The sequence below is a fragment of the Micromonospora halophytica genome (assembly GCF_900090245.1).
Classification (GTDB): domain Bacteria; phylum Actinomycetota; class Actinomycetes; order Mycobacteriales; family Micromonosporaceae; genus Micromonospora; species Micromonospora halophytica.
Genome location: NZ_FMDN01000001.1, coordinates 381,256 through 403,879, shown reverse-complemented (window position 1 = coordinate 403,879; position 22,624 = coordinate 381,256). Strand labels below are relative to the sequence as shown.

At 68.3% G+C, this 22,624-nt stretch carries 30 protein-coding genes; all 30 read left to right on the top strand.

The features are described from left to right. The first annotated feature begins 58 nt into the window (after positions 1-58). The 30 genes from GA0070560_RS01870 to GA0070560_RS01725 all read left to right on the top strand — a co-directional run bounded on the left by GA0070560_RS01870 (position 59) and on the right by GA0070560_RS01725 (position 22,571). A complete protein-coding gene (locus tag GA0070560_RS01870; RefSeq protein ID WP_091290371.1) occupies positions 59-3,946 on the top strand; it encodes a DNA-directed RNA polymerase subunit beta' in 3,888 nt (1,295 codons plus the stop codon). A gap of 105 nt (positions 3,947-4,051) precedes the next feature. Beyond that, positions 4,052-4,420, top strand: a complete 369-nt coding sequence (locus GA0070560_RS01865; protein WP_091290876.1) for a hypothetical protein — start codon at positions 4,052-4,054, stop codon at positions 4,418-4,420. A 625-nt stretch (positions 4,421-5,045) separates the two neighbouring features. After that, positions 5,046-5,468 carry a hypothetical protein gene (locus tag GA0070560_RS01860; protein ID WP_091290874.1) on the top strand — a complete coding sequence of 141 codons (423 nt, stop codon included), beginning with the start codon at positions 5,046-5,048 and terminating at the stop codon, positions 5,466-5,468. Between the two features lie 473 nt (positions 5,469-5,941). Further along, positions 5,942-6,316 carry a 30S ribosomal protein S12 gene (rpsL, locus tag GA0070560_RS01855; protein ID WP_007465318.1) on the top strand — a complete coding sequence of 125 codons (375 nt, stop codon included), beginning with the start codon at positions 5,942-5,944 and terminating at the stop codon, positions 6,314-6,316. A 1-nt stretch (position 6,317) separates the two neighbouring features. Continuing rightward, positions 6,318-6,788, top strand: a complete 471-nt coding sequence (rpsG, locus tag GA0070560_RS01850) for a 30S ribosomal protein S7 (protein ID WP_091290369.1) — start codon at positions 6,318-6,320, stop codon at positions 6,786-6,788. Between the two features lie 75 nt (positions 6,789-6,863). After that, on the top strand, positions 6,864-8,960 hold the full coding sequence (gene fusA / locus GA0070560_RS01845) for an elongation factor G (RefSeq protein WP_091290367.1): 2,097 nt from the start codon (positions 6,864-6,866) through the stop codon (positions 8,958-8,960). Between the two features lie 219 nt (positions 8,961-9,179). Continuing rightward, on the top strand, positions 9,180-10,373 hold the full coding sequence (gene tuf / locus GA0070560_RS01840; RefSeq protein ID WP_091290364.1) for an elongation factor Tu: 1,194 nt from the start codon (positions 9,180-9,182) through the stop codon (positions 10,371-10,373). Positions 10,374-10,728: 355 nt separating this feature from the next. Next, entirely contained in the window at positions 10,729-11,037 is a 309-nt protein-coding gene (gene rpsJ / locus GA0070560_RS01835) for a 30S ribosomal protein S10 (RefSeq protein WP_007073037.1), read from the top strand. Positions 11,038-11,048: 11 nt separating this feature from the next. Then, positions 11,049-11,714 carry a 50S ribosomal protein L3 gene (gene rplC / locus GA0070560_RS01830; RefSeq protein WP_091290362.1) on the top strand — a complete coding sequence of 222 codons (666 nt, stop codon included), beginning with the start codon at positions 11,049-11,051 and terminating at the stop codon, positions 11,712-11,714. Further along, the gene (rplD, locus tag GA0070560_RS01825) at positions 11,711-12,361 is read left to right on the top strand and encodes a 50S ribosomal protein L4 (protein WP_091290359.1); all 651 of its coding nucleotides are present in this window, start codon (positions 11,711-11,713) and stop codon (positions 12,359-12,361) included. The genes rplC and rplD overlap by 4 nt, the downstream gene beginning before the upstream one ends. After that, positions 12,358-12,660, top strand: coding sequence for a 50S ribosomal protein L23 (gene rplW / locus GA0070560_RS01820; RefSeq protein WP_088997375.1), 303 nt, complete (start codon positions 12,358-12,360; stop codon positions 12,658-12,660). The genes rplD and rplW overlap by 4 nt, the downstream gene beginning before the upstream one ends. 12 nt (positions 12,661-12,672) lie before the next feature. Next, positions 12,673-13,512 (top strand): 50S ribosomal protein L2, encoded by an 840-nt coding sequence (rplB, locus tag GA0070560_RS01815; protein ID WP_088976123.1) that lies wholly within the window; start codon positions 12,673-12,675, stop codon positions 13,510-13,512. 12 nt (positions 13,513-13,524) lie between these two features. Next, positions 13,525-13,806: a 30S ribosomal protein S19 gene (gene rpsS, locus GA0070560_RS01810; protein ID WP_091290357.1), complete on the top strand. Its 282-nt coding sequence runs from the start codon at positions 13,525-13,527 to the stop codon at positions 13,804-13,806. 40 nt (positions 13,807-13,846) lie between these two features. Next, the gene (rplV, locus tag GA0070560_RS01805) at positions 13,847-14,293 is read left to right on the top strand and encodes a 50S ribosomal protein L22 (protein ID WP_091290354.1); all 447 of its coding nucleotides are present in this window, start codon (positions 13,847-13,849) and stop codon (positions 14,291-14,293) included. Further along, a complete protein-coding gene (gene rpsC, locus GA0070560_RS01800; RefSeq protein ID WP_091290352.1) occupies positions 14,293-15,153 on the top strand; it encodes a 30S ribosomal protein S3 in 861 nt (286 codons plus the stop codon). The genes rplV and rpsC overlap by 1 nt, the downstream gene beginning before the upstream one ends. Before the next feature lie 3 nt (positions 15,154-15,156). Further along, entirely contained in the window at positions 15,157-15,582 is a 426-nt protein-coding gene (gene rplP, locus GA0070560_RS01795) for a 50S ribosomal protein L16 (protein ID WP_088647000.1), read from the top strand. Beyond that, positions 15,582-15,818 (top strand): 50S ribosomal protein L29, encoded by a 237-nt coding sequence (rpmC, locus tag GA0070560_RS01790; RefSeq protein WP_013288628.1) that lies wholly within the window; start codon positions 15,582-15,584, stop codon positions 15,816-15,818. Before rplP ends, rpmC begins: the two co-directional genes overlap by 1 nt. Continuing rightward, positions 15,815-16,090, top strand: coding sequence for a 30S ribosomal protein S17 (rpsQ, locus tag GA0070560_RS01785; protein ID WP_091290349.1), 276 nt, complete (start codon positions 15,815-15,817; stop codon positions 16,088-16,090). Before rpmC ends, rpsQ begins: the two co-directional genes overlap by 4 nt. A gap of 98 nt (positions 16,091-16,188) precedes the next feature. Then, positions 16,189-16,557: a 50S ribosomal protein L14 gene (gene rplN / locus GA0070560_RS01780; RefSeq protein WP_007073026.1), complete on the top strand. Its 369-nt coding sequence runs from the start codon at positions 16,189-16,191 to the stop codon at positions 16,555-16,557. After that, the gene (rplX, locus tag GA0070560_RS01775; protein ID WP_013288626.1) at positions 16,554-16,874 is read left to right on the top strand and encodes a 50S ribosomal protein L24; all 321 of its coding nucleotides are present in this window, start codon (positions 16,554-16,556) and stop codon (positions 16,872-16,874) included. Before rplN ends, rplX begins: the two co-directional genes overlap by 4 nt. Beyond that, the gene (rplE, locus tag GA0070560_RS01770) at positions 16,874-17,443 is read left to right on the top strand and encodes a 50S ribosomal protein L5 (protein ID WP_091290346.1); all 570 of its coding nucleotides are present in this window, start codon (positions 16,874-16,876) and stop codon (positions 17,441-17,443) included. Before rplX ends, rplE begins: the two co-directional genes overlap by 1 nt. Before the next feature lie 4 nt (positions 17,444-17,447). Next, entirely contained in the window at positions 17,448-17,633 is a 186-nt protein-coding gene (locus tag GA0070560_RS01765) for a type Z 30S ribosomal protein S14 (RefSeq protein ID WP_007073023.1), read from the top strand. A 96-nt stretch (positions 17,634-17,729) separates the two neighbouring features. Further along, the gene (gene rpsH, locus GA0070560_RS01760; protein ID WP_007073022.1) at positions 17,730-18,137 is read left to right on the top strand and encodes a 30S ribosomal protein S8; all 408 of its coding nucleotides are present in this window, start codon (positions 17,730-17,732) and stop codon (positions 18,135-18,137) included. A 16-nt stretch (positions 18,138-18,153) separates the two neighbouring features. Beyond that, positions 18,154-18,696: a 50S ribosomal protein L6 gene (gene rplF / locus GA0070560_RS01755; RefSeq protein ID WP_091290344.1), complete on the top strand. Its 543-nt coding sequence runs from the start codon at positions 18,154-18,156 to the stop codon at positions 18,694-18,696. Continuing rightward, positions 18,693-19,082 (top strand): 50S ribosomal protein L18, encoded by a 390-nt coding sequence (gene rplR / locus GA0070560_RS01750; protein WP_091290341.1) that lies wholly within the window; start codon positions 18,693-18,695, stop codon positions 19,080-19,082. The genes rplF and rplR overlap by 4 nt, the downstream gene beginning before the upstream one ends. A gap of 33 nt (positions 19,083-19,115) precedes the next feature. After that, positions 19,116-19,730, top strand: a complete 615-nt coding sequence (gene rpsE / locus GA0070560_RS01745) for a 30S ribosomal protein S5 (protein ID WP_091290339.1) — start codon at positions 19,116-19,118, stop codon at positions 19,728-19,730. After that, positions 19,730-19,912: a 50S ribosomal protein L30 gene (gene rpmD, locus GA0070560_RS01740; protein ID WP_088976114.1), complete on the top strand. Its 183-nt coding sequence runs from the start codon at positions 19,730-19,732 to the stop codon at positions 19,910-19,912. Before rpsE ends, rpmD begins: the two co-directional genes overlap by 1 nt. Then, positions 19,912-20,355 carry a 50S ribosomal protein L15 gene (gene rplO, locus GA0070560_RS01735; RefSeq protein ID WP_091290337.1) on the top strand — a complete coding sequence of 148 codons (444 nt, stop codon included), beginning with the start codon at positions 19,912-19,914 and terminating at the stop codon, positions 20,353-20,355. Before rpmD ends, rplO begins: the two co-directional genes overlap by 1 nt. Before the next feature lie 230 nt (positions 20,356-20,585). Continuing rightward, on the top strand, positions 20,586-21,917 hold the full coding sequence (gene secY / locus GA0070560_RS01730) for a preprotein translocase subunit SecY (protein WP_091290334.1): 1,332 nt from the start codon (positions 20,586-20,588) through the stop codon (positions 21,915-21,917). Next, complete coding sequence (locus GA0070560_RS01725; RefSeq protein ID WP_091290332.1) at positions 21,918-22,571, top strand: adenylate kinase; 654 nt, start codon at positions 21,918-21,920, stop codon at positions 22,569-22,571. The last annotated feature ends 53 nt before the right edge of the window (positions 22,572-22,624 follow it).

The window sequence follows — 22,624 nt, the reverse complement described above, 5'->3', positions numbered from 1 at the left end:
GCCGGCCCCCGACCCTACCCACTAGCTAAGCAGTACAGACGACGACATAGGGGACATAGTGCTCGACGTCAACTTCTTCGACGAGCTGCGCATCGGCCTCGCCACCGCCGACGACATCCGTCAGTGGTCGCACGGTGAGGTCAAGAAGCCTGAGACGATCAACTACCGCACCCTCAAGCCGGAAAAGGACGGGCTCTTCTGCGAGAAGATCTTCGGTCCGCAGCGGGACTGGGAGTGCTACTGCGGTAAGTACAAGCGGGTCCGGTTCAAGGGCATCATCTGCGAGCGCTGCGGCGTCGAGGTGACCCGCTCCAAGGTCCGTCGGGAGCGGATGGGGCACATCGAGCTCGCCGCTCCGGTGACCCACATCTGGTACTTCAAGGGCGTGCCGAGCCGGCTGGGCTACCTGCTGGACCTCGCCCCCAAGGACCTCGAAAAGATCATTTACTTCGCCTCGTACGTCGTGACCAGCGTGGACGCCGAGTCGCGACACCGTGACCTCTCGACCATCGAGAACGAGATCCTGGCCGAGAAGCGGCAGTCCGAGAACAGCCGCGACTCGGAGATCGAGAAGCGGGCCGCCAAGCTCGAGGCCGACCTGGCCGAGCTGGAGGCCGAGGGTGCCAAGGCGGACGTCCGGCGCAAGGTCAAGGAGGGCGGAGAGCGCGAGATGCGCCAGATCCGCGACCGGGCCCAGCGCGAGATCGACCGTCTCGGCGAGGTGCTGGAGACCTTCCGCAAGCTGGAGCCGAAGCAGCTGGTCACCGACGAGCTGCTCTACCGCGAGCTGCGCGACCGGTTCGGCGAGTACTTCACCGGCGGCATGGGTGCCGAGGCCATCAAGGCGCTGGTGCAGAACATGGACCTCGACGCCGAGGCCGAGAGCCTGCGCGAGACCATCCGCTCCGGCAAGGGCCAGCGCAAGATCCGCGCCCTGAAGCGGCTCAAGGTCGTCGCGGCGTTCCAGAACACCCGCAACTCGCCGCTCGGCATGGTGCTGGACTGCGTCCCGGTCATCCCGCCGGACCTGCGTCCGATGGTGCAGCTCGACGGTGGCCGCTTCGCGACCTCCGACCTGAACGACCTGTACCGCCGTGTGATCAACCGGAACAACCGCCTCAAGCGGCTGATCGACCTCGGTGCGCCCGAGATCATCGTCAACAACGAGAAGCGGATGCTCCAGGAGGCCGTCGACGCGCTGTTCGACAACGGCCGCCGCGGCCGGCCGGTCACCGGCCCGGGCAACCGTCCGCTGAAGTCGCTCTCCGACATGCTCAAGGGCAAGCAGGGCCGGTTCCGGCAGAACCTGCTCGGCAAGCGCGTCGACTACTCCGGCCGTTCGGTCATCGTGGTCGGCCCGAAGCTGAAGCTGCACCAGTGCGGCCTGCCGAAGCAGATGGCGCTGGAGCTGTTCAAGCCGTTCGTCATGAAGCGGCTGGTCGACCTCAACCACGCGCAGAACATCAAGTCCGCCAAGCGGATGGTCGAGCGGCAGCGGCCGGTCGTGTGGGACGTGCTGGAAGAGGTCATCGGCGAGCACCCGGTGCTGCTGAACCGTGCGCCGACCCTGCACCGCCTGGGCATCCAGGCCTTCGAGCCGCAGCTGGTCGAGGGCAAGGCGATCCAGATCCACCCGCTGGTCTGCACCGCGTTCAACGCGGACTTCGACGGTGACCAGATGGCGGTGCACGTGCCGCTGTCGGCCGAGGCCCAGGCCGAGGCGCGGATCCTGATGCTCTCGTCGAACAACATCCTCAAGCCGGCCGACGGCAAGCCGGTCACCATGCCCACCCAGGACATGGTCATCGGCCTGTACCACCTCACCCACCTCACTCCGGGGGGCAAGGGCGAGGGGCGGACGTTCAGCTCGGACGCCGAGGCGCGGATGGCCTTCGACAACGGCGAGCTGCACCTCCAGACCCCGGTCAGGATCCGCCTGCGCGGCGTGGTCGGTGTCGACAACGGCGCCGGCGCCGAGCCGTGGGTCGCGCCCGAGGGCTGGGTCGAGGGCGAGCCGCTGACCGTGGAGACCACGCTCGGCCGGGTCCTGTTCAACGAGACGCTGCCGCAGGGCTGCCGCTTCGTGAACTACGAGATCCGCAAGGGTCAGCTCTCCGCGATCGTCAACGACCTCGCCGAGCGCTTCCCCAAGGTGGCGCTGGCCACCACCCTGGACGGGCTCAAGGAGGCCGGTTTCCACTGGGCCACCTGGTCCGGCGTCACCATCGGCATCGAGGACGTCATCGCTCCGCCGCGCAAGCGGGAGATCCTGGAGCGGTACGAGAAGGAAGCCGACCGGATCGACAAGCAGTACCAGCGTGGTCTGATGACCGCCGAGGAGCGTCGCGGCGAGCTCATCGAGATCTGGACCAAGGCGACCAACGAGGTCGCCAAGGAGATGGACACCGCGCTGCCGCAGGAGAACCCGCTGTGGAAGATGATCAACTCGGGTGCCCGCGGTAACCTGCTCCAGCTCCGGCAGATCGCGGCGATCCGTGGTCTGGTGGCCAACCCGAAGGGCGAGATCATCCCGCGACCCATCAAGGCGTCGTACCGGGAGGGTCTGTCCGTGCTGGAGTACTTCATCTCCACGCACGGTGCCCGTAAGGGTCTCGCCGACACCGCGCTGCGTACCGCCGACTCGGGTTACCTGACCCGTCGTCTGGTGGACGTCTCGCAGGACGTCATCATCCGCGAGGAGGACTGCGGCACCGACCGGGCGATCCCGATGCAGATCGGGCAGCGCCTGGACGACCGGGTGGTCGCGCACGAGCACGTGGAGACGAGCGTGCACGCCCGTACCCTGGCCGACGACATCAAGGGACCGGACGGGACCGTGGTGGCCGAGCGGGGCTCGGACCTCAACTCGATCCTGGTCGACAGGATCGTCGCCGCCGGGGTGGAGACGGTGCGGGTGCGCAGCGTGCTGACCTGCGAGTCGAAGCTGGGCGTCTGCGGTGCGTGCTACGGCCGCTCGCTGCCGACCGGCAAGACCGTGGACGTCGGCGAGGCGGTCGGCATCATCGCCGCCCAGTCGATCGGTGAGCCGGGTACCCAGCTGACGATGCGTACCTTCCACACCGGTGGTGTCGCGGGTGAGGACATCACCCAGGGTCTGCCCCGTGTCACCGAGATCTTCGAGGCGCGGGTGCCGAAGGGCAAGGCTCCCATCGCCGACACCCCCGGCCGGATCCGGATCGAGGACGGCGAGCGTTCGCGGAAGATCATCGTGGTGCCGGACGACGGCAGCGACGAGATCGTCTACGACAAGATCTCCAACCGGGTCCGACTGCGGACCCACGACGGGGACCACGTCGAGGTCGGCGAGAAGCTCACCGAGGGCACCATCGACCCGCACGAGCTGCTGCGCATCCTCGGCCCGCGCGCGGTCCAGGTCCACCTGACCCAGGAGGTCCAGGAGGTCTACCGCTCGCAGGGTGTGCTCATCCACGACAAGCACATCGAGATCATCATCCGCCAGATGCTCAAGCGGGTGACGGTCATCGACTCCGGCTCGACCGAGTTCCTGCCGGGCGTGCTGGTCGACCGGGCGCTGTTCGAGTCGGAGAACCGCCGACTCGTCTCCGAGGGCGGCGAGCCCGCCGCGGGTCGCCCGGTGCTGATGGGTATCACCAAGGCCTCGCTGGCCACCGACTCCTGGCTCTCGGCGGCCTCCTTCCAGGAGACCACCCGGGTGCTGACCGACGCGGCGATCAACTCGCGCAGCGACTCGCTCGTCGGCCTCAAGGAGAACGTGATCATCGGTAAGCTCATCCCGGCCGGTACGGGCATCAGCAAGTACCGCAACGTCCGGGTCGAGCCGACCGAGGAGGCGAAGGCGAAGGTCTACTCGATGACCGGCTACCCGGAGACCGACTACGGCTTCGGGCCGGCCAGCGGCCAGGCGGTGCCGCTGGACGACTTCGACTTCGGGTCGTACCGCTAAGCAGTGCACCGACGAGGCCCCCGGCACTGCGCCGGGGGCCTCGTCGTGTCCCGGGTCGCCCGTGGACCCGCCCGGCGCGGGGGTGGGGCGGGCATGATGGACGGCATGACGACCGCACCCGGGCAGCTGCCCGTGGCGCACCAGCCGCCACGCCACCCGCTCGACCCCGATCCGGCACCCGCGACGAAGGCGCGCGCCGTCTTCGCCCTGGGCCTGATCGGGGCGCTGACCGGGCTGTTCGTCGGTGGCGTGGTGCCGGCGACGGTCGCGCTCCAGCTCGCCCGGCAGGCTCGGCGCGAGGCGTACGCCTCCGGCGGGTATCTCACCGGCTCCGCCCGGCTGCGGCGCGGTGAGCGGATGGCCTGGACGGGGCTGGCGTTGGCGGCGCTGGCGGTGGTGACGCTCGTGGTGATCGGCGTGGTCCGCTACGCCGAGGCCCCCTTCGGTCAGGACTTCTCCTCGAACGTCGACTGATCCCGGTGACGACCGCTCGCGCCCGCACCGGCCGTGCGACCCGGCGGTAGCCTGGCCGGTGTCCGTCGCGCGGCGGTGGACCTGACCTTCTCGACAGGAGGACCACGTGACGGAACCGGCGTCGCCGTCGGGAGCCGATCCCGGCGGCCGGCCCGCGGGGTCCCCGGAGACGGGCGCACCCAGCCCTGCCTGGCCGGCCCTGCCGGGCCCCGCCGCGCCGACCCCACCGGGCCCCGGGTCACCAGGTCCGGTGTCGTCCGGTCCGGTGCAGCCCGGTTCCGTGCAGCCCGGACCGGTGCAGCCCGGGCCCGTGCAGCCCGGCCCGGTGTCGTCCGGTCCCGGGGCGCCGGAGCACGACCCGGTGCCGGGGTCTGTGTCGCCCTGGCAGGGGAGTGGTGGGTCGCCCTGGTCGGCTGCGGGCCCGGGCGGGGCCCGGTCCGATGGCGCCGGTGGGTCGGAGGCCGCCCCGATCGGGTACGCCCCGCCGCCGGTCGGGTACCGGCCCGCGTCTCCGGTCGGGCCGTCCGGGGCGTACCCCGACCAGCCGGGCGGGCATCCGGGGGCGTACCTCGGTGCGAGCCCGCCGGGTGCGTGGCCGCCGGCGGCGTCGCACGGGCCGGGGCCGCTGCCTCCGCCGCCGCAGGAGGCGCCACGACCGCCGAAGCGGGTCGATCCGGTCCCCGGCACGCCCTTCGGTGTGGTCCACCTCGACGTGCCGGCGGTCACCTCGGGCCCCGCGGTCGGCTCGCTGGTCGCCGGCATCGGGTCGATCGTGGTCTCCCTGGTGGTGATCTGCTTCGGGGTCGGGGGAGCGCGGTTGGGCGGCGCCTGGGCGGCCGGGGCGTTCACCGTGCCGGGCTCGTTGGCCGGGGCTGCGGCGATCGTCGCCGGCCTGCTCGCGCGCCGGCAGATCCGCCGGGCGGCACCGCCACCGGCCGTCCGGTTCACCGGGAATGGGATCGCCGTCGCGGGGATCAGTTGCGGTGCGGTGGGGCTGCTGCTCAGCCTGCTGGGCCTGGGCCTGGCGCTGCTGCTCCAGCTCGCCTGACAGGGCTCGCGCCGGGGGCCCGACGGGCCGCCTCCGGGGGTGGCCGGTACACTTGAGGACGTAGGTGCCCATCGCGGGTGAACAGGCACGACGGGTGAAACGGCCGGCGGGATCTGAGATCCGCCGGACCATTCCGTTTTGACCTGCGAGGCTGTGGTAGGTACTCTTTCCCCTTGTGCCCGGGCCTGCCCGGGCAACTCGTGCGTGCGCGGGATCCGGTCCATCCGGCGATCAGGCGGCGGCACGACACAGTCGAAGAGCCGGCTCGCGGTCCGCCGTGCGCCGGTGAACACATCCGGTGGCACGCGCGAGCGACGGCACCGGACCGTGATCTGGGCGACACGCCCGACCGCGGGTGCTGGGACCTCCGCGAGGTGGCCCTGGTTGGAATGTAGGAGAGCCGTCCATCACGGGCGGCTGACGAGCAGACGGCGCGGTCGCCTCGCAGCGGCCGAAGGGAGCGGAGAAACCCGGTGCCCACCATCCAGCAGCTGGTCCGAAAGGGCCGCCAGGCCAAGACGACCAAGACCAAGACCCCGGCGCTGAAGGGTTCCCCCCAGCGGCGCGGTGTGTGCACCCGCGTGTACACCACCACCCCCAAGAAGCCGAACTCGGCGCTCCGCAAGGTCGCGCGTGTCAAGCTCAGCAGCCAGATCGAGGTGACCGCCTACATCCCCGGCGTCGGTCACAACCTGCAGGAGCACTCGATCGTGCTCGTCCGCGGCGGTCGTGTGAAGGACCTCCCCGGCGTGCGTTACAAGATCGTCCGTGGCTCGCTGGACACCCAGGGTGTCCGCAACCGCAAGCAGGCGCGCAGCCGCTACGGCGCGAAGAAGGAGAAGAGCTGACATGCCGCGTAAGGGGCCCGCTCCGCGGAAGCCGCTGGTCGCTGACCCGGTGTACAACTCGCCGCTGGTCACCCAGTTGGTGAACAAGATCCTGCTGCGCGGCAAGCGTCAGCTCGCCGAGCGCATCGTGTACGCGGCCCTCGAGGGCTGCCGCGAGAAGACCGGCACCGACCCGGTCGTGACGCTCAAGCGCGCGATGGACAACGTCAAGCCGACCCTCGAGGTGCGCAGCCGCCGTGTCGGTGGCGCCACCTACCAGGTGCCGGTCGAGGTCCGCCCGGCCCGGGCGACCACCCTCGGTCTGCGCTGGCTGGTCAGCTACTCCCGCGCCCGGCGTGAGAAGACCATGATCGAGCGGCTGATGAACGAGCTGCTGGACGCGAGCAACGGTCTGGGTGCCGCCGTCAAGCGGCGCGAGGACACGCACAAGATGGCCGAGTCCAACAAGGCCTTCGCGCACTACCGCTGGTAACACCTTGGTTCCGGCGCCGCACCGGCGCCGGAACCGCCACCAGTTGTGTCGAGACGACGATAAGTAGGGATTGAAGTGGCCGCCGCAGACGCGCTCGCCAACGTACGCAACATCGGCATCATGGCGCACATCGATGCCGGTAAGACCACTACCACCGAGCGGATCCTGTTCTACACCGGTATCACGTACAAGATCGGTGAGGTCCACGAGGGCGCTGCCGTCATGGACTGGATGGAGCAGGAGCAGGAGCGTGGTATCACCATCACCTCCGCTGCCACCAAGTGTGAGTGGAAGGGCCACACGATCCAGATCATCGACACGCCCGGCCACGTCGACTTCACGGTCGAGGTCGAGCGTTCGCTGCGGGTTCTGGACGGTGCGGTCGCGGTCTACGACGGTGTGGCCGGCGTGGAGCCGCAGACGGAGAACGTCTGGCGTCAGGCCGACAAGTACAACGTCCCGCGGATGTGCTTCGTCAACAAGCTGGACCGGACCGGTGCCGACTTCTTCCGCTGCGTGCAGATGATGATCGACCGGCTGAACGCCACCCCGCTGGTGCTCCAGATCCCGATCGGCGCCGAGTCCGACTTCATCGGCGTCGTCGACCTGGTCGAGATGCGGGCCCTCACCTGGCGCGGCGAGACCCAGAAGGGTGAGGACTACGCGGTCGAGGAGATCCCGGCCGACCTCGCCGACTCCGCCGCCGAGTGGCGCGAGAAGCTGATGGAGACCCTGGCCGACGTCGACGACGCGGTGATGGAGAAGTACCTGGAGGGCGAGGAGGTCTCCGTCGAGGAGATCAAGGCCGCCATCCGTCGGGCCACCATCGCCGGCAAGGCCAACCCGGTCCTCACCGGTACCGCCTTCAAGAACAAGGGCATCCAGCCGATGCTGGACGCGGTCGTGGCGTACCTGCCGTCGCCGCTGGACATCCCGGCGATCGAGGGCACCGCCACCGACGGTGAGACCCCGTTGCAGCGCAAGCCGTCGGTGAAGGAGCCGTTCTCCGGCCTGGCCTTCAAGATCCAGACGGACAAGCACCTCGGCAAGCTGACCTACGTGCGGATCTACTCCGGCACGCTCGAGTCCGGCTCCCAGGTGGTCAACTCCACCAAGGACCGCAAGGAGCGGATCGGCAAGATCTACCAGATGCACGCCAACAAGCGGGAGGAGCGCAGCTCCGCCCAGGCCGGCGACATCATCGCGGTGCAGGGTCTGAAGCAGACGACCACCGGTGACACCCTGTGCGACCCGGCGAACCCGGTCATCCTGGAGTCGATGACCTTCCCGGAGCCGGTCATCGAGGTGGCCATCGAGCCGAAGACCAAGGCTGACCAGGAGAAGCTCAGCACCGCCATCCAGCGGCTGGCCGAGGAGGACCCGACCTTCCGCGTCAAGCTGGACGACCAGACCGGTCAGACGGTCATCTCCGGCATGGGCGAGCTGCACCTGGACATCCTGGTCGACCGGATGCGCCGCGAGTTCAACGTCGAGGCGAACATCGGTAAGCCGCAGGTGGCGTACCGCGAGACCATCCGCCGCAAGGTGGAGAAGATCGAGTACACCCACAAGAAGCAGACCGGTGGTTCCGGCCAGTACGCCCGGGTGATCATCAGCCTGGAGCCGCTGCCGCTGGGCAACGACGCGCCGACCTACGAGTTCGCCAACGCGGTCACCGGTGGCCGTATCCCCCGGGAGTTCATCCCGTCGGTGGACGCTGGCGCCCAGGACGCGATGCAGTACGGCATCCTCGCCGGCTTCCCCCTGGTGGGCGTCAAGCTCACTCTGGTGGACGGCCAGTACCACGAGGTCGACTCGTCGGAAATGGCGTTCAAGATCGCCGGCTCGATGGCGATGAAGGAGGCGGCCCGCAAGGCCGACCCCGCGCTGCTCGAGCCGATGATGGCCGTTGAGGTCACCACTCCTGAGGAGAACATGGGTGACGTCATCGGCGACCTCAACTCCCGCCGTGGCATCATCCAGGCGATGGAGGAGCGCAGCGGCGCCCGCGTCGTCCGGGCCCTGGTGCCGTTGTCGGAGATGTTCGGCTACGTCGGCGACCTGCGGTCGAAGACCCAGGGCCGGGCTAGCTACAGCATGCAGTTCGACTCCTACGCCGAGGTCCCGCAGGGCGTCGCGAAGGAGATCATCGCCAAGGCGACGGGTGAGTGACGCTCACCTGAGCTGATCCGGTGATCCGGGGCTGGTCGCGGGAGGTTCTCCCGCCCGCGGCCACCTCGGTCGGGTTGTGTGAATCCGGGCCTGTAGGCTTCATCGCCGCAGAACCCACCAAGCTCTCCGGCCATCAGGTCGGAAAGGCTGTCGACAGAGTCCTAAGCGCCAATCGGCGCGCCGGGGCGAACGAACCAAGAAGTCCACAGGAGGACACCAGTGGCGAAGGCGAAGTTCGAGCGGACTAAGCCGCACGTCAACATCGGCACCATTGGTCACATCGACCACGGTAAGACGACGCTGACGGCGGCCATCACCAAGGTCCTGCACGACCAGTTCCCGGACCTCAACCCGTACACGCCGTTCGACGAGATCGACAAGGCGCCGGAGGAGAAGGCCCGCGGCATCACGATCTCCATCGCGCACGTCGAGTACCAGACCGAGGCGCGTCACTACGCGCACGTCGACTGCCCCGGTCACGCCGACTACATCAAGAACATGATCACCGGTGCCGCGCAGATGGACGGCGCGATCCTGGTGGTGGCGGCGACCGACGGCCCGATGCCGCAGACCCGCGAGCACGTGCTGCTGGCCCGTCAGGTCGGTGTGCCGTACATCGTCGTGGCGCTCAACAAGAGCGACATGGTCGACGACGAGGAGCTCCTGGAGCTCGTCGAGCTCGAGGTCCGCGAGCTGCTCTCCTCGCAGGAGTACCCGGGTGACGACCTGCCGGTCGTCCGGGTCTCGGCGCTCAAGGCCCTGGAGGGCGACCCGGAGTGGACCGGGCGCCTGATGGAGCTCATGAACGCTGTCGACACCGCGATCCCGCAGCCGGAGCGTGAGACCGAGAAGCCGTTCCTCATGCCGATCGAGGACGTCTTCACGATCACCGGTCGTGGCACCGTCGTCACCGGTCGCGCCGAGCGCGGCATCCTCAAGCCGAACGAGGAGGTGGAGATCGTCGGCATTCGCGAGAAGTCGATGAAGACCACCTGCACCGGCATCGAGATGTTCCGCAAGCTGCTCGACGAGGCCCGCGCGGGTGAGAACGTCGGTCTGCTGCTGCGCGGCATCAAGCGCGAGGACGTCGAGCGCGGCATGGTCGTCATCAAGCCGGGCACCACGACCCCGCACACGGAGTTCGAGGCCACGGTCTACATCCTCTCCAAGGAGGAGGGCGGCCGGCACACCCCGTTCTTCCAGAACTACCGTCCGCAGTTCTACTTCCGGACCACGGACGTCACCGGCGTCGTCACGCTGCCCGAGGGCACCGAGATGGTCATGCCGGGCGACAACACCACCATGAGCGTGAAGCTGATCCAGCCGATCGCCATGGAGGAGAACCTCAAGTTCGCGATCCGCGAGGGTGGTCGTACGGTCGGCGCTGGTCGCGTCACCAAGATCGTCAAGTGAGCTGGGTAACCCCGATTAGCGTCGCCGCCGGTCGTGCGGCATACTAGTCAGGTTGCGTAACGACGGTTAGTCGCCCGCGTCCGGTGAAAGCTGGACCTCCGGGAAGACCAACAGTCGCGCGTAGGGTGGTTGATCACCCCTGGTGATCAACCACCCTCGCACGGCGTCCAGATCGCTGTGATGCGATCGGCGCCTTGACCCACCGCGTGGTCAGGACAATCGCTCCGGAGTCCCGGGGCGGAGCCTGGTCCGAGGGCGCGACACGCCCGACCGCGGGGGTCGGCGAAGTGGGCCTGTGCCAGCCGGTACAGGTGCCCGCAACACAGCGGCATCGAGAGAAGGAACAGAAGCCACCATGGCGGGACAGAAGATCCGCATCCGGCTCAAGGCCTATGACCACGAGGTCGTCGACTCCTCGGCTCGGAAGATCGTCGAGACGGTGACGCGTACCGGGGCGCAGGTCGCAGGCCCGGTGCCGCTGCCCACGGAGATCAACCGTTTCTGCGTTATCCGCTCGCCGCACAAGTACAAGGACTCGCGCGAGCACTTCGAGATGCGCACGCACAAGCGGCTGATCGACATCATCGACCCGACCCCGAAGACGGTCGACTCGCTCATGCGCCTCGACCTGCCGGCTGGCGTCGACATCGAGATCAAGCTGTAGGGACCGGACAAATGGACAGGCAAGTCAAGGGGATCCTGGGCGCAAAGCTCGGCATGACCCAGGTCTGGGACAACAACCGCGTTGTCCCGGTGACCGTGGTTCAGGCCGGCCCGTGCGTCGTCAGTCAGGTTCGTAGCGCCGAGAAGGACGGTTACTCCGCGATCCAGCTCGCCTACGGCACGATCGACCCGCGCAAGGTCAAGAAGCCGATCAGCGGGCACTACGCGAAGGCGGACGTCGCGCCGCGCCGGCACATCGTCGAGCTGCGCACCGTCGACGCCGCGGACTACTCGCTGGGCCAGGAGGTCACGGTCGAGGAGTTCCCGGCCGGCGTCGTCATCGACGTCACCGGAAAGACCAAGGGCAAGGGCTACGCCGGCCCGATGAAGCGGCACGGCTTCCACGGTCTGCGCGCCAGCCACGGTGTGGAGCGCAAGCACCGCTCGCCGGGCTCCATCGGCGCGTGCGCCACCCCGGGTCGCGTCTTCAAGGGCACCCGGATGGCCGGTCGGATGGGTGGCGTGCGCTACACCGTCCAGAACCTGACCGTCCAGGCGATCGACACCGAGAACAACCTCCTGCTCGTCCGTGGCGCCATCCCCGGCCCCAAGGGCGCGCTGGTCCTGGTCCGTACCGCGGCCAAGACCAAGGTGAAGAAGGGCGGTGCGGCCAAGTGACCACCGTTGACGTCCTCAACGTCGAAGGCGCCAAGAGCGGCTCCGTCGAGCTGCCGGCCGACATCTTCGACGTCCAGGCCAACATCGCGCTGATGCACCAGGTCGTGGTGGCCCAGCTCGCCGCCGCCCGCCAGGGCACGCACAAGGTCAAGACCCGCGGCGAGGTCGCCGGTGGCGGCAAGAAGCCGTACAAGCAGAAGGGCACCGGTCGTGCCCGGCAGGGCTCGATCCGCGCGCCGCAGTTCGCCGGCGGTGGCGTGGTGCACGGCCCGGTCCCGCGCGACTACAGCCAGCGGACCCCGAAGAAGATGAAGGCCGCCGCCCTGCGTGGCGCCCTCTCCGACCGGGCCCGCGCCGGCCAGGTGCACGTCGTCGAGGCGTTCGTCTCGGGCGAGAAGCCGTCGACCAAGGCCGCTCTGGCCACGCTGGCCAAGCTGACCGAGGCCCGTCGGGTCCTCGTCGTGCTGAGCAGCACGGACGAGCTGAACTGGGTGTCGCTGCGCAACGAGCCGCGGGTGCACCTGATCGAGGCCGGCCAGCTCAACACGTACGACGTGCTGGTGGCCGACGACGTGGTCTTCACCAAGGAGGCCCTGGACGAGTTCCTGGGCGTTCCCGCCGAGACCACCGAGGAGGGTGGCAAGTGAGCACGATCGCCGACCCGCGGGACATCATCGTCGCGCCGGTCGTCTCGGAGAAGAGCTACAGCGAGCTGAACCGGAACTGGTACACCTTCCTGGTGCACCCGGACGCCAACAAGACCGAGATCAAGATCGCTATCCAGCAGATCTTCAACGTCCGCGTCCTGACGGTCAACACGCTCAACCGCGAGGGCAAGCGCAAGCGGACCCGTACCGGGTTCGGCCAGCGCAAGGCCACCAAGCGGGCGATGGTGAAGCTGGCTGACGGTGACCGTATCGAGGCCTTCGGCGGCCCGGTCAGCTGAGGGGTGTAGACAATGGCTATCCGTAAGTACAAGCCGACGACGCCGGGCCGGCGTGGCTCCAGCGTCGCCGACTTCGCCGAGATCACCCGGTCGACGCCGGAGAAGTCGCTGCTGGCTCCGCTGCCGAAGAAGGGCGGTCGCAACGCCCACGGTCGGATCACCACGCGGCACCACGGTGGCGGTCACAAGCGCCAGTACCGTCTGATCGACTTCAAGCGGGTCGACAAGGACGGCGTGCCGGCGAAGGTCGCCCACATCGAGTACGACCCGAACCGCACCGCGCGCATCGCGCTGCTGCACTACGCCGACGGCGAGAAGCGCTACATCATCGCGCCGAAGGACCTGAAGCAGGGTGACCGGGTCGAGTCGGGCCCGAGCGCGGACATCAAGCCGGGCAACAACCTGCCGCTGCGCAACATCCCGGTCGGTACGACGATCCACAACGTGGAGCTTCGTCCGGGCGGTGGCGCCAAGCTGGCCCGTTCGGCCGGCGTCGGCATCCAGCTGCTCGGCCGTGAGGGCGCGTACGCGACGCTCCGCATGCCGTCCGGCGAGATCCGGCGGGTCGACGTGCGCTGCCGCGCCAGCATCGGCGAGATCGGCAACGCCGACCAGTCGAACATCAACTGGGGTAAGGCCGGCCGGATGCGGTGGAAGGGCAAGCGCCCGACCGTCCGTGGTGTCGCGATGAACCCGGTCGACCACCCGCACGGTGGTGGTGAGGGTAAGACCTCCGGTGGTCGCCACCCGGTCAACCCGCAGGGTAAGCCCGAGGGCCGCACCCGTCGTAAGGGCCAGCCGAGCGACCGGCTGATCGTCCGCCGCCGCTACGCCACGCGTAAGCGCGGCTGAGGGAGATAGAGCATGCCTCGCAGCCTGAAGAAGGGCCCGTTCGTCGACGACCACCTGCTCAAGAAGGTGGAGACGCAGAACGAGAAGGGCTCGAAGAACGTCATCAAGACCTGGTCGCGGCGCTCGACGATCATCCCCGAGATGCTGGGGCACACGATCGCCGTGCACGACGGACGCAAGCACGTCCCGGTGTTCGTGACCGAGGCCATGGTCGGGCACAAGCTCGGCGAGTTCGCGCTGACCCGCACGTTCAAGGGTCACGAGAAGGACGACCGGAAGAGCCGCCGGCGCTGACGCCGCGGGCATACGGATAGAGGAACAAGGGGTTACAGCGATGCCAGGAAAGGGCGACGCTCCGGTGCTTCCGGGCGCGCGGGCGGTTGCGCGGCACGTGCGCATCTCGCCGATGAAGGCGCGCCGGGTGGTCAACCTCGTCCGCGGCCTGCCCGCGAAGGAGGCGCTCACGGTGCTGCAGTTCGCGCCGCAGGCTGCGAGCGAGCAGGTGTACAAGGTGCTCGCGAGCGCGATCGCCAACGCGGAGAACAACGAGCGGCTGGACCCCGATGCGCTGCTCGTCAGCGAGGCGTTCGTCGACGAGGGCCCGACGATGAAGCGGTTCCGGCCGCGGGCGCAGGGCCGGGCGTTCCGGATCCGCAAGCGCACCTGCCACATCACCATGGTGGTCGAGGCGGTTGCGCCGGCCGCGCCGAAGAAGTCGGCGAAGAAGGCCGCGCAGGCCGAGGCCGCCGAGGGGCAGAGCACGACGGAGGGTGCCGAGTAATGGGTCAGAAGGTTCACCCCACTGGATTCCGGCTCGGCATCTCGACCGACTGGAAGTCCCGCTGGTTCGCGGACAAGCTCTACAAGGACTACATCGGCGAGGACGTCAAGATCCGCCGGATGATGTCCAAGGGCCTGGAGCGTGCCGGCATTTCCAAGGTCGACATCGAGCGCACCCGGGACCGGGTCCGCGTGGACATCCACACCGCCCGGCCGGGCATCGTCATCGGCCGGAAGGGTGCGGAGGCCGACCGGATCCGCGGCGAGCTGGAGAAGCTCACCGGCAAGCAGGTGCAGCTCAACATCATCGAGGTGAAGAACCCCGAGTCGGACGCGCAGCTCGTCGCCCAGGGCGTCGCCGAGCAGCTGTCCAGCCGGGTCAGCTTCCGTCGGGCGATGCGCAAGGCCATGCAGTCGGCGATGAAGAACCCGGTCTGCAAGGGCATCCGGGTCCAGGTCTCGGGTCGTCTCGGTGGCGCCGAGATGAGCCGGACCGAGTTCTACCGCGAGGGTCGGGTCCCGCTGCACACGCTGCGGGCCAACATCGAGTACGGCTTCTTCGAGGCCCGTACCACCTTCGGCCGGATCGGCGTGAAGGTCTGGATCTACAAGGGCGACGCCGTCCCGGGCCGGGAGGCTCCGGCCGAGGCGGCGCCGTCGCGCGGCCCGCGCCGCGACCGCGGTGACCGCCCCGAGCGGCCGCGCCGCGGCCGGTCGGGTTCGTCCGGCACGACCGCCGGTGGCACCGAGGCCGGCCGTGCTGCCGCGACCACCATCGCGCAGCAGGCCGAGACGCCGAGTGGCGAGCCGGTGGACGCTTCCGCCGTCGCCGCCGCGGCAGAAACGCAGCAGGAGGGCTGACAGATGCTGATGCCGCGCAAGCCCCCGAAGGGCTTCCGCAAGCCGCACCACCCGGACCGCCACGGCGCGTCCAAGGGTGGTAACCGGGTGGTGTTCGGCGAGTTCGGGATCCAGGCTCTCGAGCCGGCGTACGTGACCAACCGCCAGATCGAGTCGGCGCGTATCGCGATGACCCGTCACATCAAGCGTGGCGGCAAGGTCTGGATCACGGTCTTCCCGGACCAGGCCCTGACCAAGAAGCCGGCCGAGACCCGGATGGGTTCCGGTAAGGGCTCGCCCGAGTGGTGGGTCGCGAACGTCAAGCCGGGGCGGGTTCTCTTCGAGATGTCCTTCCCCAACGAGCAGATCGCGCGAGAGGCGATGCGTCGCGCGATCCACAAGCTCCCGATGAAGTGCCGCATTGTTACGCGCGAAGTGGGTGAATCCTGATGGCAGCGGGCGTCAAGCCTTCCGAGCTGCGTGAGCTCTCCGAGGAGGAGCTGGTCACGAAGCTGCGCGAGGCCAAGGCGGAGCTGTTCAACCTCCGCGTGCAGGCCGCGACCGGTCAGCTGGACAACAACCGGCGGCTGCAGGTCATCCGTCGGGAGATCGCCCGGATCTACACGATCATGCGTGAGCGCGAGCTGGGTCTCTCGGCCGCGCCGACTGAGGTGACTGCATCATGAGCGAGAACACCACCGCCACCGCGCGGGCCCCCCGTAAGGTGCGTGAAGGCCTCGTGGTCAGCGACAAGATGGAAAAGACCGTCGTGGTCGAGGTCGAGGACCGGGTCAAGCACGCGCTGTACGGCAAGATCATGCGCCGTACCAGCAAGCTGAAGGTGCACGACGAGCAGAACTCGGCCGGCATCGGCGACCGGGTCCTGATCATGGAGACCCGGCCGCTCTCCGCCACCAAGCGGTGGCGGCTCGTGGAGATCCTCGAGAAGGCCAAGTAGCGAAGGCTCGAGCTCGGCCGGCATCGGTCGGGCGCAGGTTCCGCCAGGCTCCGGCCGCCCCCGGGCGGCCGGAGAACCGGCAGACATAGGAGATAGACGTGATTCAGCAGGAGTCGCGACTGCGCGTCGCCGACAACACGGGTGCCCGGGAGATCCTGTGCATCCGGGTTCTCGGTGGCTCCGGTCGGCGCTACGCGAGCATCGGCGACGTCATCGTGGCCACGGTCAAGGACGCGATCCCGGGCGCTGGTGTGAAGAAGGGCGACGTCGTCAAGGCCGTCGTCGTCCGCACCGCCAAGGAGAAGCGGCGGCCGGACGGCTCGTACATCCGCTTCGACGAGAACGCCGCCGTCATCATCAAGGACGGTGGGGACCCGCGTGGTACCCGTATCTTCGGCCCGGTTGGTCGTGAGCTGCGGGACAAGCGGTTCATGAAGATCATTTCCCTCGCGCCGGAGGTGTTGTGACCGTGAAGGTCAAGAAGGGCGACACGGTCGTCGTCATCGCCGGCAAGGACAAGGGTGCCAAGGGCAAGGTCATCGCGGCCTACCCGCGGCAGGACAAGGTCCTGGTCGAGGGCGTGAACCGGGTCAAGAAGCACACCCGCATCAGCACCACCCAGCGTGGCGCCAAGACCGGTGGCATCGTCACCCAGGAGGCCCCGATCCACGTCTCGAACGTGATGGTCCTGGACTCCGACGGGAAGCCGACCCGCGTCGGTTACCGGATCGACGACAACGGCCAGAAGGTCCGCATCGCGCGTAGCACCGGTAAGGACCTGTGATGACCACGGCTACCGAAACCAAGACCATGCCGCGCCTCAAGGAGCGGTACCGTAACGAGATCGTGGCCGAGCTGCAGAAGCAGCACAGCTTCGCGAACCCCATGCAGGTTCCGCGGCTGGTCAAGATCGTCGTCAACATGGGTGTCGGCGAGGCCGCTCGCGACGCCAAGCTGATCGACGGCGCGGTCCGCGATCTGGCCACCATCACCGGCCAGAAGCCGCAGGTGCGGCGCGCGACCAAGTCGATCGCGCAGTTCAAGCTGCGTGAGGGCATGCCGATCGGCGCGAAGGTCACCCTCCGCGGCGACCGGATGTGGGAGTTCCTGGACCGGCTGCTGTCGATCGCGCTGCCGCGTATCCGCGACTTCCGCGGCCTGGACGGGCGCAAGCTCGACGGGCACGGCAACTACACGTTCGGTCTGACCGAGCAGTCGGTGTTCCACGAGATCGACCAGGACAAGATCGATCGCCAGCGGGGCATGGACATCACGGTGGTCACGACCGCCACGACCGACGACGAGGGCCGGGCGCTGCTCAAGCTCCTGGGCTTCCCGTTCAAGGAGAACTGAGCGAATGGCCAAGAAGGCGCTGATCCTCAAGGCGGCCGCGAAGCCGAAGTTCTCGGTTCGCGCGTACACCCGCTGCCAGCGGTGCGGGCGTCCGAAGGCGGTCTACCGCAAGTTCGGTCTCTGCCGGGTGTGCATCCGGGAGATGGCCCACCGCGGTGAGCTGCCCGGCGTGTCCAAGGCTTCCTGGTAATAGCCCGGCGCGCTCCGGCGCGTCAGCTGAACTGTCTCTTCGCCGTAGGCCCCGGGCCCAGCCCGGGGAACCCCGGCGAGAAAGGTTGACGAATTCATGACGATGACCGACCCGATCGCAGACATGCTCACGCGTCTGCGTAACGCCAACCAGGCGTACCACGACCGGGTGACGATGCCCTACTCCAAGATCAAGGCGAACATCGCCGAGGTCCTGAAGACCGAGGGTTACATCGCCACCTGGTCGGTCGAGGAGCCCGAGGAGGGCGCCGTCGGCAAGCGACTGGTCGTCGAGCTGAAGTACGGCCAGAATCGCGAGCGCAGCCTGGCCGGCATCAAGCGTGTGTCCAAGCCCGGTCTCCGGGTGTACGCCAAGTCGGACGGGCTCCCGCGGGTGCTCGGCGGGCTGGGCGTGGCGATCATTTCGACGTCCCAGGGGCTGCTCACCGACCGGCAGGCCCGCAAGCGGAGCGTTGGCGGGGAAGTCCTCGCCTTCGTCTGGTAACGGGAGACAGGTAGAAATGTCGCGTATTGGACGTAAGTCGATCCCGGTACCGGCCGGCGTCGACATCACGATCGAGGGCCAGACCGTCAAGGTCAAGGGCCCGAAGGGCGAGCTGTCGCACACGCTCGCCGAGCCGATCACGGCGGAGCGGGCCGAGGACGGCCAGCTGCACGTCAACCGGCCCAACGACGAGCGCAAGGCCAAGGAGCTGCACGGCCTGAGCCGTACCCTGGTCGCCAACATGATCGTCGGAGTGACCGAGGGCTACCGCAAGAGCCTGGAGATCGCCGGCACCGGTTACCGTGTCACCGCCAAGGGCAAGGACCTCGAGTTCGCGCTCGGGTTCTCGCACCCGGTGCTGGTGCAGGCCCCGGACGGCATCACCTTCACGGTGGAGAAGCCGACGCTGTTCCACGTGGCCGGCATCGACAAGCAGCAGGTCGGCGAGGTTGCCGCCAACATCCGGAAGATCCGCCCGCCGGAGCCCTACAAGGGCAAGGGCGTGAAGTACCAGGGCGAGGTCATCCGCCGCAAGGCTGGAAAGGCAGGTAAGAAGTGAGCGCCACGCTGCTCAAGCGCCGCCGCGGCGTCGCCGCCAAGCGCGCCGTCGGGCGTGCGCGCCGGCACTTCCGGGTCCGCAAGAACATCAGCGGCACCGCCGAGCGGCCCCGCCTGGTGGTCACCCGTTCCCTGCGGCACATCGTCGCCCAGATCGTGGACGACACCAAGGGTCACACCCTGGCGTCGGCCTCGACCCTGGACGCGTCGCTGCGCGGTGCGGAGGGCGACAAGAGCGCCCTGGCCGGCAAGGTCGGCACCCTGCTCGCCGAGCGGGCCAAGGCGGCCGGCGTCTCCAGGGTCGTCTTCGACCGTGGTGGCAACCGGTACGCGGGGCGGGTTGCCGCGCTTGCCGACGCCGCCCGCGAAGCCGGGCTCGAGTTCTAGAAACCCCGTCACGAGAGAGAAGGAAGGCTGCTGATGCCAGGTCAACAGCGCCGTGGCGGCGGGTCCGGTGGCAACGAGGGTGGTCGCCGCGACAACCGCCGTGAGGGCGGCCGCGGAAACGCGCCCGTCGAGAAGACCCCGCACCTCGAGCGGGTCGTCGCGATCAACCGCGTCGCCAAGGTCGTGAAGGGTGGTCGTCGCTTCAGCTTCACCGCCCTGGTGATCGTGGGCGACGGCGACGGCACCGTCGGCGTGGGCTACGGAAAGGCCAAGGAGGTGCCCGCGGCGATCGCCAAGGGCGTCGAGGAGGCCAAGAAGCACTTCTTCAAGGTGCCGCGGATCGGTCAGTCGATCCCGCACCCGGTGCAGGGCGAGGACGCTGCCGGTGTGGTGCTGCTCAAGCCGGCCTCGGCCGGTACGGGTGTCATCGCCGGTGGTCCGGTCCGTGCCGTGCTGGAGTGCGCGGGTATCCACGACGTGCTCTCCAAGAGCCTCGGCTCGTCGAACCCGATCAACATCGTGCACGCCACCGTGGCGGCCCTGAAGGGGCTCGAGTCCCCGGAGCAGGTCGCGGCCCGTCGTGGCCTGCCGGTCGAGGACGTCGCGCCGGCGGCCATGCTGGCGTCGCGGGCGGGGGTGGCGTCCTGATGGCACGCCTGAAGGTCACCCAGGTCCGGTCCGAGATCGGGACCAAGCGCAACCAGCGTGACTCGCTGCGTTCGCTCGGTCTCAAGCGGATCAACGACGTGGTGGTCAAGGAGGATCGTCCGGAGATCCGCGGCATGATCTTCGCGGTCAACCACCTCGTGAAGGTCGAGGAGGTCGAGTAATGACGATCAAGGTTCACCACCTGCGCCCGGCGCCCGGTGCCAAGACCACCAAGACCCGGGTGGGTCGCGGTGAGGGCTCCAAGGGCAAGACCGCCGGGCGCGGTACCAAGGGCTCCAAGGCCCGCAAGAACATCTCGGCGGCGTTCGAGGGTGGGCAGATGCCCATCCACATGCGACTGCCGAAGATGAAGGGCTTCAAGAACAAGTTCAAGGTCGTCTTCCAGGTCGTGAACCTGGACCGGCTGGCCGAGCTGTTCCCGAACGGCGGCCAGGTCGGCCCGCAGGAGCTGGTCGACGCCGGCGCGGTCCGCAAGGGCCAGCCGGTGAAGGTCCTCGGCACCGGCGACCTCGGTGGTGTGGCTCTCCAGGTGTCGGCGCACGCGTTCAGCGCGTCGGCCAAGGAGAAGATCACCGCCGCCGGTGGCTCCGTCACCGAGCTGTAAGGACGAACATGGCGCCCGCTCAGTTGTCACCGACTGGGCGGGCGCCATGGTCTACATGGTCTGTGTGCGCCAAGTAACATCGGATTCGGTTTATGTAGCCGGGCACATCTGCCCGGACCGGGATCGGGCTGTTAGAGTCCCTTCCCAGCTACGGATATCGGGCACTCGCCCGGCACCCACCCCGCCCCGCCAGGGAACACCGGCGGCCCGCCTCGCGCAGGAGGAAGAAGTTGCTGTCCGCCTTTCTCAGTGCGTTCCGTACGCCTGACCTGCGCAAGAAGCTGCTGTTCACAGTAGGCATCATCGCGGTCTACCGGCTGGGCGCCACGCTGCCCAGCCCGGGCGTCTCGTACGGCAACGTGCAGAAGTGCCTCGACAAGGTCCAGACCGGTGGCAGCAGTGGGGTGCTGAACCTGCTGGATCTCTTCTCCGGCGGGGCGCTGTTGCAGCTCTCGGTCTTCGCGCTGGGCATCATGCCCTACATCACCGCGTCGATCATCCTGCAGCTGCTGACGGTGGTCATCCCGCGGCTGGAGCAGCTCCGCAAGGAGGGCCAGGCCGGCCAGGCGAAGATCACCCAGTACACCCGCTACCTGACCCTCGGCCTGGGCGTCCTCCAGTCCTCGGCGTTCGTGGCGCTGGCCCGCTCCGGGCAGCTCTTCAACAACCAGTGCGACGAGTTCCCGATCGTCCCCGAGGGCACCGGCATCCCGAACTGGCTGACGCTGAGCATCCTGGTCATGACGATGACCGCCGGCACCGGCATGGTGATGTGGCTCGGTGAGCTGATCACCGACCGCGGCGTCGGCAACGGCATGTCCGTCCTCATCTTCACCTCGATCGCGGCCCGGCTGCCCAGCGAGGGCTGGAAGATCAAGACCAACGAGGGCTGGCCGAAGTTCGGCCTGGTGCTCGTCCTGGTCCTGCTGGTCATCACCGCGGTCTGCTTCATCGAGCAGGCGCAGCGCCGGATCCCGGTGCAGTACGCCAAGCGCATGATCGGCCGGCGGATGTACGGCGGCACCTCGACCTACATCCCGCTGAAGGTCAACCAGGCGGGTGTCATCCCGGTCATCTTCGGCTCCTCGCTGCTGTACCTGCCGACGTTGGCGCTCCAGTTCTTCGACCCGAACGACCCCGGCAAGGTCCAGGCCTGGATCCAGAACCACATCGTGAAGGCGACCGCGCCGGAGCACATCGCGATCTACTTCCTGCTCATCATCTTCTTCACGTACTTCTACGTGTCGATCACGTTCAACCCGACCGAGGTCGCGGACAACATGAAGAAGTACGGCGGCTTCGTGCCGGGCATCCGCCCGGGCAAGCCGACCGCGGAGTACCTCGACTTCATCCTCAGCCGGATCACCCTGCCGGGCGCGCTCTACCTCGCTGTCATCTCGATCCTGCCGAACTTCTTCTTCATCTGGCTGAACAGCGAGCAGTTCCTCAACTTCCCGTTCGGCGGCACCGCTGTGCTCATCATGGTCGGCGTCGGTCTGGAGACCGTGAAGCAGATCGAGAGCCAACTCATGCAGCGGAACTACGAAGGGTTCCTGCGGTAGATGCGACTCGTTCTGGTTGGCCCGCCGGGAGCGGGCAAGGGCACACAGGCGGAGTTCATCGCCGCTCACCTCTCGGTGCCGAAGATCTCGACCGGGGACATCTTCCGGGCGAACGTCTCGCAGGGCACGCCGCTGGGTGTCGAGGCCAAGCGGTACATGGACGCCGGCAAGCTGGTCCCCGACGAGGTCACCATCAACATGGTCCGGGGCCGGCTCGCCGAGCCGGACGCCGCCGAGGGCTTCCTGCTCGACGGCTTCCCGCGTACGACGCCGCAGGCCGCCGCGCTGGACAAGCTCCTCGCCGATCTCGGCACCGCGCTGGACCTGGTGCTGGAGCTGGTCGTCGACGACGACGAGGTGATCCGGCGGCTCTCCGGCCGGCGTACCTGTCGCGGCTGCGGCAAGATCTGGCACGTCGAGTTCGACGCCACCACCCGTGAGGGCATCTGCGACCGGTGCGGCGCCGAGTTGTTCCAGCGGGACGACGACAAGCCGGAGACGATCGCGGCCCGCTTGCGGGAGTACGCCGACAAGACCGCGCCGCTGGTCGACTACTACGGCGCCCAGGGCAAGCTGGTCGGGATCGACGCGACCGGGCCGGTGGAGGACGTCACCGTCCGCGCCATCGACGCGCTGCGTTCGTACGGCGGATGAGGTCCCGCCGACGTCCGGCGGATAGAGTGCGAACAGCGGGGTACGTGCGACGT

Excerpts from the sequence above, each read along its gene's own strand:
- GA0070560_RS01865 (WP_091290876.1), top strand. The coding sequence starts at position 4,052 with ATGACGACCGCACCCGGGCAGCTGCCCGTGGCGCACCAGCCGCCACGC.
- rpsG (WP_091290369.1), top strand. The coding sequence starts at position 6,318 with ATGCCGCGTAAGGGGCCCGCTCCGCGGAAGCCGCTGGTCGCTGACCCG.
- rpsJ (WP_007073037.1), top strand. The coding sequence starts at position 10,729 with ATGGCGGGACAGAAGATCCGCATCCGGCTCAAGGCCTATGACCACGAG.
- rplC (WP_091290362.1), top strand. The coding sequence starts at position 11,049 with ATGGACAGGCAAGTCAAGGGGATCCTGGGCGCAAAGCTCGGCATGACC.
- rplB (WP_088976123.1), top strand. The coding sequence starts at position 12,673 with ATGGCTATCCGTAAGTACAAGCCGACGACGCCGGGCCGGCGTGGCTCC.
- rpsS (WP_091290357.1), top strand. The coding sequence starts at position 13,525 with ATGCCTCGCAGCCTGAAGAAGGGCCCGTTCGTCGACGACCACCTGCTC.
- rplV (WP_091290354.1), top strand. The coding sequence starts at position 13,847 with ATGCCAGGAAAGGGCGACGCTCCGGTGCTTCCGGGCGCGCGGGCGGTT.
- rpsC (WP_091290352.1), top strand. The coding sequence starts at position 14,293 with ATGGGTCAGAAGGTTCACCCCACTGGATTCCGGCTCGGCATCTCGACC.
- rplP (WP_088647000.1), top strand. The coding sequence starts at position 15,157 with ATGCTGATGCCGCGCAAGCCCCCGAAGGGCTTCCGCAAGCCGCACCAC.
- rpmC (WP_013288628.1), top strand. The coding sequence starts at position 15,582 with ATGGCAGCGGGCGTCAAGCCTTCCGAGCTGCGTGAGCTCTCCGAGGAG.
- rpsQ (WP_091290349.1), top strand. The coding sequence starts at position 15,815 with ATGAGCGAGAACACCACCGCCACCGCGCGGGCCCCCCGTAAGGTGCGT.
- rplE (WP_091290346.1), top strand. The coding sequence starts at position 16,874 with ATGACCACGGCTACCGAAACCAAGACCATGCCGCGCCTCAAGGAGCGG.
- GA0070560_RS01765 (WP_007073023.1), top strand. The coding sequence starts at position 17,448 with ATGGCCAAGAAGGCGCTGATCCTCAAGGCGGCCGCGAAGCCGAAGTTC.
- rpsH (WP_007073022.1), top strand. The coding sequence starts at position 17,730 with ATGACGATGACCGACCCGATCGCAGACATGCTCACGCGTCTGCGTAAC.
- rplF (WP_091290344.1), top strand. The coding sequence starts at position 18,154 with ATGTCGCGTATTGGACGTAAGTCGATCCCGGTACCGGCCGGCGTCGAC.
- rpsE (WP_091290339.1), top strand. The coding sequence starts at position 19,116 with ATGCCAGGTCAACAGCGCCGTGGCGGCGGGTCCGGTGGCAACGAGGGT.
- rpmD (WP_088976114.1), top strand. The coding sequence starts at position 19,730 with ATGGCACGCCTGAAGGTCACCCAGGTCCGGTCCGAGATCGGGACCAAG.
- rplO (WP_091290337.1), top strand. The coding sequence starts at position 19,912 with ATGACGATCAAGGTTCACCACCTGCGCCCGGCGCCCGGTGCCAAGACC.
- GA0070560_RS01725 (WP_091290332.1), top strand. The coding sequence starts at position 21,918 with ATGCGACTCGTTCTGGTTGGCCCGCCGGGAGCGGGCAAGGGCACACAG.